Source organism: Candidatus Margulisiibacteriota bacterium, from assembly GCA_028715625.1.
Lineage (GTDB): Bacteria > Margulisbacteria > Riflemargulisbacteria > GWF2-35-9 > GWF2-35-9 > JAQURL01.
Genome location: JAQURL010000048.1, coordinates 10,338 through 20,112 on the forward strand (window position 1 = coordinate 10,338; position 9,775 = coordinate 20,112).

The 9,775-nt window shown below is 38.6% G+C and carries 11 protein-coding genes; 8 read left to right on the plus strand and 3 right to left on the minus strand.

Features of this window, described 5'->3' with window-relative positions; all coding sequences use genetic code 11:
• Positions 1–484 precede the first annotated feature (484 nt).
• Together PHV30_08335 and PHV30_08340 are read left to right on the plus strand one after the other, a co-directional pair.
• Entirely contained in the window at positions 485–946 is a 462-nt protein-coding gene (locus tag PHV30_08335; protein MDD5457025.1) for a DUF2147 domain-containing protein, read from the plus strand.
• A gap of 40 nt (positions 947–986) precedes the next feature.
• Positions 987–1,244 carry a hypothetical protein gene (locus PHV30_08340; protein MDD5457026.1) on the plus strand — a complete coding sequence of 86 codons (258 nt, stop codon included), beginning with the start codon at positions 987–989 and terminating at the stop codon, positions 1,242–1,244.
• On the opposite strand, the gene PHV30_08345 is transcribed toward PHV30_08340, so the two are convergent.
• Positions 1,234–2,925 (minus strand): ankyrin repeat domain-containing protein, encoded by a 1,692-nt coding sequence (locus PHV30_08345; GenBank protein ID MDD5457027.1) that lies wholly within the window; start codon positions 2,923–2,925, stop codon positions 1,234–1,236. The two genes, PHV30_08340 and PHV30_08345, sit on opposite strands and share 11 nt — an antisense overlap.
• A 91-nt stretch (positions 2,926–3,016) precedes the next feature.
• The gene (locus PHV30_08350; protein ID MDD5457028.1) at positions 3,017–3,850 is read right to left on the minus strand and encodes a response regulator; all 834 of its coding nucleotides are present in this window, start codon (positions 3,848–3,850) and stop codon (positions 3,017–3,019) included.
• Positions 3,851–3,970: 120 nt separating this feature from the next.
• On the opposite strand from PHV30_08350, the gene PHV30_08355 reads away from it, so the two are divergent.
• From PHV30_08355 to PHV30_08370, 4 genes are all read left to right on the plus strand, one after another.
• Positions 3,971–4,870 (plus strand): glycosyltransferase, encoded by a 900-nt coding sequence (locus tag PHV30_08355; protein MDD5457029.1) that lies wholly within the window; start codon positions 3,971–3,973, stop codon positions 4,868–4,870.
• A gap of 53 nt (positions 4,871–4,923) precedes the next feature.
• Complete coding sequence (locus PHV30_08360) at positions 4,924–5,562, plus strand: chemotaxis protein CheC (protein ID MDD5457030.1); 639 nt, start codon at positions 4,924–4,926, stop codon at positions 5,560–5,562.
• Between the two features lie 8 nt (positions 5,563–5,570).
• Positions 5,571–6,311 carry a peptidoglycan editing factor PgeF gene (gene pgeF, locus PHV30_08365; protein ID MDD5457031.1) on the plus strand — a complete coding sequence of 247 codons (741 nt, stop codon included), beginning with the start codon at positions 5,571–5,573 and terminating at the stop codon, positions 6,309–6,311.
• A 330-nt stretch (positions 6,312–6,641) separates the two neighbouring features.
• The gene (locus PHV30_08370; GenBank protein MDD5457032.1) at positions 6,642–6,812 is read left to right on the plus strand and encodes a 4Fe-4S binding protein; all 171 of its coding nucleotides are present in this window, start codon (positions 6,642–6,644) and stop codon (positions 6,810–6,812) included.
• On the opposite strand, the gene PHV30_08375 is transcribed toward PHV30_08370, so the two are convergent.
• Positions 6,802–7,359 (minus strand): NUDIX hydrolase, encoded by a 558-nt coding sequence (locus PHV30_08375; protein ID MDD5457033.1) that lies wholly within the window; start codon positions 7,357–7,359, stop codon positions 6,802–6,804. The genes PHV30_08370 and PHV30_08375 overlap by 11 nt on opposite strands.
• A 63-nt stretch (positions 7,360–7,422) precedes the next feature.
• Here PHV30_08375 and PHV30_08380 point away from each other — a divergent pair, with 63 nt between their 5' ends.
• Both PHV30_08380 and hypF read left to right on the plus strand, forming a co-directional pair.
• Positions 7,423–8,451 (plus strand): 3-deoxy-7-phosphoheptulonate synthase, encoded by a 1,029-nt coding sequence (locus PHV30_08380; protein MDD5457034.1) that lies wholly within the window; start codon positions 7,423–7,425, stop codon positions 8,449–8,451.
• Positions 8,452–8,493: 42 nt separating this feature from the next.
• On the plus strand, positions 8,494–9,775 hold a 1,282-nt coding region (gene hypF / locus PHV30_08385), incomplete at its 3' end, for a carbamoyltransferase HypF (protein MDD5457035.1).

The window sequence follows — 9,775 nt, forward strand, 5'->3', positions numbered from 1 at the left end:
CTCCGGTATCTAATGGTCAGGCCTCCCAAATTATAAATCGAGAAATCTTTTATGGCTAGGTGAAATTGCCGTATAGTGTAAAAAAATTATGTTACAAAATTTTTAGAAAATACATATTTTTACCTGATTGTTATTTTTTTGTCTCTCAGTTTCTGTGTCAGCGAAAATTATGTTAATAATATTGCAAGCCGGAACGAAACAAGAGTGCAGCCTGCCTGGTATCAGGAATTTCTGCGGCTACACTCGGACTATTAAAAGAAATTTATGATCAGTTTTATGGATCAGGATTTGATTGGTGGGATTTCACAGCGGATGTGGCGGGGATATGGATAGGCCAAACATTATAGATTATAATTTCAATATTATCACACTTCGTCCATTCGCCAGGCTCAGGGCAGGCTGAGCTCAGTGTGACAGTCATGCCGGGCCTGGTTTACCCTGAGCTTGTCGAAGGTGAAGCATGAGTTTAACGAGGAGGATCAATATGCAAATAATCAAGTATCTTTTATTATTCGGTTTGATTTCATTGAGCTTGTCGGTCGTCGACGCTGATTCTATTTTGGGTAAATGGTATACAGTCAGCGAGAATTCTCAAATTGAAATATATAAGAATAACACTGAATATAAAGGGAAAATTGTCTGGTTAAAAAATCCTTATTTTGGAGAGCGCTATCCGGATAAAATCGGCAAACCAAAAACAGACGTGATGAACCCTGATCTTAAGAAACAGGATCAACCGCTGCTGGGACTGGAGTTATTAAATGGTTTTCATTTCAATGATAATGATAAACGCTGGGTAGACGGAACCATATATAACCCGGAAGACGGAAAAAATTATTATTGCAATATGCAGTTGGAAAATAAGGATATACTGCGGGTTCGCGGTTCTTTGGATGCCTGGGGTTTTTTAGGGAAAACCCAGGTCTGGAGCAGGGTTAAGGAATAGCTTACCGTTTAGAAAATTCCAAAACGGGCATAAAATAAACATGGAACCAATTTCTTTGGGTGGGTTATCTTTAGGTTTTAATGATGTCAGGAATCCTGACTATAATCCGAATATTCCCAAATCAGCACAAGAGTCAGCTGAACTTCTGACAAATGCTGAGGTTCATCCTCTGTTCAACAAGTTTAAAACAGTAAATCTGAAAAAATATGATGCAAAAAAGCTGAGATTAATGGCTAAAAAATTTGCCGAATTACTGCCTTTTGAAGAGGAAGAACCGGATACAGACCCTATTCTTTAGCGCCGACAGCTATCAACAGTTTTATAATATTTTTATTTTTGATATTTCTCGCTACCTGCAAAGCCGTACAACCATCCTCATCTCTGGCATTTATGTCTGCTTTTTGCATAATGCATTCAAACACCAGATCTAATTCTTCAGAAGTTATACCCAGAAATAATTCTTTGATAAGATGACCGGCCTTAAATTCAATGGGATTAAATATAAACCCAAGCAGATAAAGATTTTTTGCCAGATTATAAGTAGCGGTGTGCTGGTCTTTGGTACGCAAAGATTTTAGGCAGATATTAAAAGAATGAAGAGCTTCAAACCTTTTTTTGTCCGTTGTTTGCTGTTTTAGCTCATGAATAAAATCCTGAAATACCCGGCTGGCATCGATCTCCAGCATATTCAGATCGTATAAAGTATTTACAATATTTTCCGCCTCCCGGCCTGTAAAAATATTTATTTTGTCTTTTAAAGCTCCAATCCGGACACGCAGGTCATCAAGAATTTCATTAATGCGGCTTTTAATTTTATTGAGAGTTTCCTTGTCCTCAAGATTATATGCAAGAGATGTTGCGGAAAAGCCGTTTTTACTGTGCGGATGTATGGGAGCTTTTTTTGATAATAACAGATCAATCAGGGAAGGCGCTTCATTTTCTATGGCCAGCATCAGATCTGTCCAGCCGTCATTATTTGGGATACTAACATCAGCGTTTTTTTCTATAAGATATCTGGCTATTGCCATGAAATCATTTTTTCTTTCCGGAATACATGTATGTTTTATAGCAAGCTTCAAAGCAGTGTCCCCGGCATGGTCCCGGGCATCCAAATTTATTCCGGTCTCGCATACTGCTTTGACCACATCAAGGTCTCCTGTGCCTGCCGCTACATGTAGCAGTGTTTCTTTATTATTCGTGGTCAGATCGAAATTTACTTTCTTTTCCACAGCTTTTTTCAACAGTATCTGAAAATTATAATATTTCATGAATTTGCTGATAAAAAAAGAATACAGATCAATCTGTCTGTAGGGATTCTTAATTACATGTTTTATATATGTTAATATTTTTAAATTTGTTCTTAATTCCAGAAAATTTTTTTGAAGATCGGATTTTTTGAAAAAATAATATAAATGTGATTTTATTTCCGGGAATTGTTGCAATAAATCAGACAGATAAAACCTGCTCAAAACATCAGTGATGGCAGACTGTATTTTTTTATCCTCGTAAATATCCAGCAATTCTATTTTTTCCTTTTCGCTCGCTGCTCCACCCGTAATTACCAGTGATCTATTGGTGATATCATATGTGTACCTGTCTTTATACCTGGCGATAAAATTTTTCAGTTCATTATTGAGCGGTAAATTTATAATCGATTTTTTATAGATTTGAGTGGTTTGTTTGTTAATTTTCAGCGCTGCTTTGATCAGAGCTGTATAGCCGTATTTATCCTGAGTATTGAAAGAGAAATCAGCCTGAGCTATGAAAGGAACCATGCATTCATCATTGGTCAGATATATATGCACAAGGCCGCCTAAAGATTTATCATTCAGCTGATCAAGGTTCAGCCCCGAAAGAACCAGAGATTCTACATCTGCCAGAGTTATCCGGTTTAAGGTGTGGTCTCTTATATAGTCACATAATATTGATTTTCCCTTGATAGAACTGTCATCAGCCAGAATTTTTGTTTTTATAAGCATAATTTTGTGCCCTGCAAATATATCGTTCAAAAAAAAGAAAAAATTCAGTATTGAAGATTTATAAATTTAATAAAAGAAAGCAGCTGCGAAATTAAGCAGGCGGCTGATTGTCGGGATTGGCAGTTGACTGTTGTTTCAGTTCGTCAAGCTCTTTATTTTTTTCTTCCAGCTCTTTTACCAGAAAATACAGACGGGCATTAGTCTTTATCCTGGCCATGAACACATCCAGATCAAAGGGCTTAACAATGTAATCATCCGCTCCGATAGACAACATATTGGCAATAGTTTTGGAGTTGTGCACCGAAGAAACTACAATGATTACCGCATTTTTTTTATTCTTACGAATGTTGCGGACTATTTTTTCACCTGTAGATTCCTCCAGGATATAGTCAACCAGAAATATATCATAAAAGGCTAATGTATAATCCAGGTCCAAGGCGTTCTTGTAGTAATCGACATTGGTGATTCTGTGCAATTCGAAGATTTTTTTAATCATGCTCAGGACCATGGGACTGTCGTCTACAACGGCAATCCGTAGTTTTCTTATTCTTTCAATTAAGTTGTCATGTGAAGTATAATATTTGACGTACCGTAAAATATCGTCGGGAGAAGTGCTTTTGTTGATATAATCTATGATTCCCAACGTGAAAAGTTCTTCTCTTTTTTCCTGGCTTTGCGTACTGGTAATGACAAAAACCGGAATATGTCGGTATTTACTATTATTTAACCTTTTGATGAAAACCGAGGAATCCTGGTAAGCGAATTCAACCGCGGTAAAAATTACATCTACAACCTGCACTTCCAAAATATGGTACGCCTCGTCGATATCTTTTGCTTCAAGATAAACAAAACCATTTTCAGAGAATTTATTGTGCAGTACCTTGCGATAAAAATCACTAGAATCTACATGCAGTATTGTGGTCATTTTGGCTCCTTATGAACTTGATAATTCTATATAATAGAATAAAAATTTATATTTAGAAAGTATATTCGGTATAAATTTAAGCATTGTCAGATAACTGCTTAGAATTTATGATATAAAATTATGCCGGTTATTTCTGTAGTCATAGGCACATTTAACCTCAAAGACAAACTTCTTAAAGTACTGGATTCGTTTAATAATCAGAATTTTGACATGCAAAAGACAGAAGTTATAGTTGTCGACAGTTCCAGTACGGATGGAACTGAAAACGCTGTAAAAAAAAATAAATACAGATTTAAACTGAATTATCTGTCAGTCGAAAATAAAGGTAAAGCCGCAGCCAGAAACATCGGCATCAAAACAGCCGCGTCTGACATTATTATTATTACCGACGCGGATATGATCGCCCATACCGATTATGTTAAAACTCACTATGATTTGCAGAATAAAAACAAACGCGAAGTTATCATTCAGGGGAAAACCTGGATACTTTCCGAGGAAAAACTCCCCCCGGAAAAATATCTGCGCAGGCCTTATATCAACAAACATTTAAGAGATGAGCAAAAGCTTGATTTTTATTATTTTTTAACAGGCAATCTTTCCCTGCCCAAAATTTTGTTCGAAAAGCACGGATATTTTGACGAAAATTATACCGGTTACGGCTGGGAGGACATTGATCTGGGCTATCGTCTGATTCGCAAAGCAAAACAGAAAATAATTTACGCTGAAAACGCCGTAAACTATCATTTTCATGTCTGGTCTGATATGGATGAACTGCAAAGACGTGAAAAGATGGGACAATCGGTTGTAATCCTTGTTAATAAATATCCGGAACTAAAATGGTTCTTAGGAATAAATCCCTTGAACAGATTTTTATTTCTATTTCTCAGTAAATTGCAATTTCTTATTGATAAATGGATTGAGGAAACGAGAGTCGGAGGAACAGGAAGATATAAAAAAACGCTGCTCAGGGAGTTTTTTTATTATCGGGGATATTTTAGAGCAATTTCTATAATTCATTGATTAACCCCGGTGTTATAAGTATAATTAAAATACTATAATAAATTCATTTATCTGTGCTAATTAAGATGAATGTTATAGAAGTAAACATGGAACAGCTAGATACAATTTTTACCAGTGCACTTAAAGACGCAGCGCAACAACTTACCAATATGTTAGGCAGCGAAGTTGTAGCTACGGACCCTATTTTAAAAGAGATCAGTTTTGAGGATATCCCTTATATTTTCGGAGGTTCACAAAAGATCGTTTCCGGAATTTATATGGAATATCACGGAGACCCGAAGTTTATAGACAGCAGTGTTTCATTTAACGGTCATTTACTTTTGACGTTTAAGATTGAATCCGCTTTTGAAATCGCCGCCATTCTTACTAAAGACCTGGATGTGCCTCTGGATAAAATCGGTGGCATGACCGATTCCATCTTCGGGGAAATCGGCAATGTTTTCGGCACAGGTTTTTTAACTTCCCTTGCCAATATGGCCGGATGCAAGCTTTTGCCTTCTGTACCTACGGTCATTAATTATAAAGCTTCTGCGATCCTGGAATATGTAAAGAACCGGATTACCAATTATGAGGTCCCGATTGTTTTGATCCAGACCAATCTTTATTCCGACAAACAAACCATTGAAGGCAAGTTTATGCTGATACCGGAAAACTATAAAAGTTTTCTTTATTTGTTTAATAAAAACAAATAGTACCTCCTTTGAAGTTCAACCTTTTCTCAAACGAAACTTTTTTAAAACATTACATATCAGATAAACAGGATGGTAATTTGGGGTTCAGGACCAATTCACAACCGCAAACGGTTTTGGAAAATCGTCGACACCTTGCCAGGAAATTAAATATCGAACTGCAACAAACCGTGGTTATGCAACAAGAACATACTGCGAATGTGTACCTGGTAACAACAGCCGATAAAGGAAAGGGTGCTTTGGAAAAAGTTACAGCGTTATCCAATACCGATGGCTTAATTACGAATAAACCAGAGATTGTGCTCATGGCGCAGGGAGCAGATTGTCCGTTGCTTTTATTTTTTGAACCGCAAAAAAAAGTATTTGGTGTTGCACATTCAGGCTGGAAAGGATTTAGGGCTGGAATTATTCCCAATATGCTGCAAAAGTTTGAAAAGGAATATGGTTGTGCCCCGGAGACGATTATTGTGGGTATTACACCTTCCGCTGAAAAATGTTGCTATGAAGTCGGTTCTGAATTGGTTCGGGAATTTACTTCATTTCCTCAGAATTTATTTATTAATAGAAACAACAGAATATTTTTTGATTTGAAAGGAGCTATAAAACATCAATTATTGTCTCTGAGAGTTCAGCCAGAAAACATTGAAAGCATAAATATCTGCACGATTTGCAGCGAAAATTTCTATTCTTTTCGCCGGGAAAAAGAAAACGCCGGCCGCTTCGCTCTACTGGCCTGGCTTGATAAGTGTTAGGAGATAAGAGATAAGTGTTATGTCATGCTGAGCCTGCTTGCCGCGCTGAAGCTTTAGCGTAGGTGGGACGAAGCATGACGGACAATAACAAAACAAAGAGTCACCGTTCGTCAAGCTCAAACGTTTTAACCGCACTTACCCACTTTGCTTGATTCATTCGCCTCTCTCCGCAAGCGGAGAAAGGCTTGAACAGGGATGCTCTTACCCTCTCCATTTATGGAGAGGGTGCCCCGAAGGGGCGGGTGAGGCGAATTTTAAATATCAACTTGCTTAATATTTCAAATTCTGATATTTTATTTTCGTGAATTTATACTAAGAAGGAGGTAATTTATGGCTTACAAAGTTACAAATGATTGTACCAATTGCGGAGTGTGCGAAAGCGAATGTCCTGCTCAGGCTATTTCTGAAAAAGATAATAAAAGAGTAATCGATGAAGATATTTGTACCGAATGCGGAATTTGCGCAGACAGCTGTCCAGCGGGCGCTATTGTTATGGGGTAATGCCGAGAATGTTTTGACTCAAGAAAGCAGCAAGTGTTGTTTTTGAGTCAATTATTTTGTTAGATTTAATTAATTTTAAAAGCTCTCGAAAAGAGAGCTTTTTAGTTTCTACAAATTCATTGCTGTCCAGATGAATTTTGTTGGTAAAGACTAAATCTGTACCTAAAAATAAAGTTATAAATCCCGTGGAATATCCTTCCACATGAGCGTAGGTTATCAGTTTTTTCAGTTTTCCCGGCCTGTAACCGGTTTCTTCCTCACATTCCCTTTTCGCGGCATGGTTTAGGGTTTCACCTTTATCTACCAGACCGGCCGGAATTTCCAGAATGGTTTTGCCTATTGCCGGCCTGTGCTGTCTTACAAGATAAACGTTCCCTTCATTATCAACCGGAAGCACGGCTACAGCGTTGCGGACCTCGACAATTTCTCTGGCTGCTTTTTTGCCATTTGGTAAAACAATATGATAACGGTACAGGTTCAAATATGAACCTTGATAAACAAGCTCTTTTTTTAACAGTTTTTCATGAAGAGGGTCATTAGAGGACATTAAATACATATTATCATATAAATTCTTTTATCCATAAATTGGAATTTTTGGTAAAATACCAATATGGCTTTTGAATATATTCGTAAAATACCGGAAGTAACCGACATTCTCAAGGAAATGCCGCTATCCCCTGAATTGCAAAAAATAAAAGCCCAGAGGGACCGGGAAATAAAAGATATTTTTACTCAAAAAAGTAATAAACTCCTGATAATTATCGGACCATGTTCAGCCCATGACGAAGAAGCGGTCTGTGATTACAATGCCAAGCTGGGCAAGCTTCAACAAAGGGTAAATGACAGGTTGGTCCTGGTACCCCGCATATATACCAATAAACCTCGGACAACCGGAGAAGGTTATAAAGGAATGGCCCACCAGCCCAGGCATCAGGAAGAGCCGAATATGGTTGAAGGCCTGAAAGCAATCCGCAGGATGCATATACGGTCCTTGAAAGAGTCGGGACTGGCCGCAGCGGATGAAATGCTTTATCCGGAAAATTATCCGTATCTGGCCGATGTTTTAAGTTATGTGGCCATCGGCGCCAGGTCTGTGGAAAATCAGAAACATCGCCTTACAGTAAGCGGGCTGGATATCCCTGTCGGTATGAAAAATCCTACCAGCGGCGACTTTGACGTAATGTTGAATTCTGTTAAAGCCGCGCAACTTTCTCATGTTTTTTCCTATAACGGCTGGGAAGTGAAAACCAGCGGCAATCCGCTGGCGCATTGTGTTTTACGCGGGGCCATGGACCATTTCGGCCAACACATACCTAATTACCATTATGAAGATTTGATTATTCTGGCGGAAATGTATTTGAAACGTTCCTTAAAAAATCCAGCGGTCATAGTGGATACAAACCATTCCAATTCCGGCAAGAAATGCAATGAACAACCGAGAATAGCACTGGAAGTATTGCGCAGCATGAACCATTCCGGTGTCCTGAAAAATCTGGTCAAAGGTTTTATGATTGAAAGTTTTCTGGTAGAAGGCGCTCAAAAAGCCAATGAAAACATTTATGGCAAATCTATTACCGATCCTTGCCTGGGTTGGGAATCGTCAGAAAAATTAGTACTGGAAATTGCCGATATGGTATAGTTTAACTCACCCTTCGCTAAAAGAAGGGCTGGGGATGAGTTTATGAAATCAACAAAAACCTATCTCTTAAAAATTACCGGTTTAGTGCAAGGTGTGGGCTTCCGTCCATTTATCTATAAGCTTGCCGGAAAAATGGCATTAACGGGCCGGGTAGAGAATAGAAATGACGGAGTTTACATCAAGGTTCAGGGGTCAGATAGCGCGTTTCAAAAATTTATAAAAAAAATAAAAACTGAGGCGCCTCCTGCTGCTCAAATTTCTAATATTGATGTCCAGGAAATAACAACAACCGAACGCTTCACTGATTTTAAGATATTAGCTAGCAAAGATATTGATAATACAATAACCCAGGTAAGCCCTGATTTGGCTCTATGCGAGGATTGTCTCGCCGAATTGCAGAGCATGCCCAAGCGTATTAATTATCCGTTTATCAACTGCACCAATTGCGGCCCCAGATTTTCAATAGTCAAAGATTTGCCTTATGATCGCAAGCATACTACCATGAGCGATTTTAAAATGTGCAAAGACTGCGCCAAAGAATATCTGGATCCGCTGGACCGCAGGTTCCATGCCCAACCCAATGCCTGCGAATTATGCGGCCCACAGTATACATTACTAATCGGCAAAAAAAAGATTAAGAATATAGAAGAGATATTACAAAAAACCGGTGATCTGTTACTGGCCGGAAAAATTGTTGCCATCAAGGGTTTGGGCGGGTTCCATCTGGCTTGTGACGCGTTGAATAATGCCGCTGTATTGGAACTTCGCCGGATAAAAAACCGCGAGGCCAAACCTTTCGCTGTTTTGTTCCCTGATATTGAAACTATAAAAAAATATGCCATCATGAGCCCTGTAGAAGAAACTGTCCTGACCTCCATACAACGGCCTATCGTGCTTTTGAAAAAGAAAAAAGATGTAGCAGAATCGGTAACACAGAGGTTGAACACAATTGGAGCTATGCTACCTTATACTCCTATGCAGCACCTGCTTTTCATCAAATATAAACTGGGCCCCCTGGTGCTTACCAGCGGCAACATTTCCGATGAACCCATTATCATCGATAATGATCAGGCCATTAAAAATTTGGGCCCGCTGGTTGACGGGGTGCTTGTTTATAACCGGGAAATTTATAACCGCAATGATGATTCGGTGGTCATGGTAGTTAATGAAAAATCCAGAATTATTCGTCGCTCCAGAGGTTATGCTCCTTCTGTGGTAACGCTTAATGGGATGAATGTTGAAGGTTTGATCGCTGTTGGAGCTGAACAGAAAAATTGTTTCGCTGTCGGTAAAGGCAACGAAATTATCTTGAGCCAGTATATAG

Excerpts from the sequence above, each read along its gene's own strand:
- PHV30_08335 (MDD5457025.1), top strand. The coding sequence starts at position 485 with ATGCAAATAATCAAGTATCTTTTATTATTCGGTTTGATTTCATTGAGC.
- PHV30_08340 (MDD5457026.1), top strand. The coding sequence starts at position 987 with ATGGAACCAATTTCTTTGGGTGGGTTATCTTTAGGTTTTAATGATGTC.
- PHV30_08345 (MDD5457027.1), bottom strand. The coding sequence starts at position 2,925 with ATGCTTATAAAAACAAAAATTCTGGCTGATGACAGTTCTATCAAGGGA.
- PHV30_08350 (MDD5457028.1), bottom strand. The coding sequence starts at position 3,850 with ATGACCACAATACTGCATGTAGATTCTAGTGATTTTTATCGCAAGGTA.
- PHV30_08355 (MDD5457029.1), top strand. The coding sequence starts at position 3,971 with ATGCCGGTTATTTCTGTAGTCATAGGCACATTTAACCTCAAAGACAAA.
- PHV30_08370 (MDD5457032.1), top strand. The coding sequence starts at position 6,642 with ATGGCTTACAAAGTTACAAATGATTGTACCAATTGCGGAGTGTGCGAA.
- PHV30_08375 (MDD5457033.1), bottom strand. The coding sequence starts at position 7,359 with ATGTCCTCTAATGACCCTCTTCATGAAAAACTGTTAAAAAAAGAGCTT.
- PHV30_08380 (MDD5457034.1), top strand. The coding sequence starts at position 7,423 with ATGGCTTTTGAATATATTCGTAAAATACCGGAAGTAACCGACATTCTC.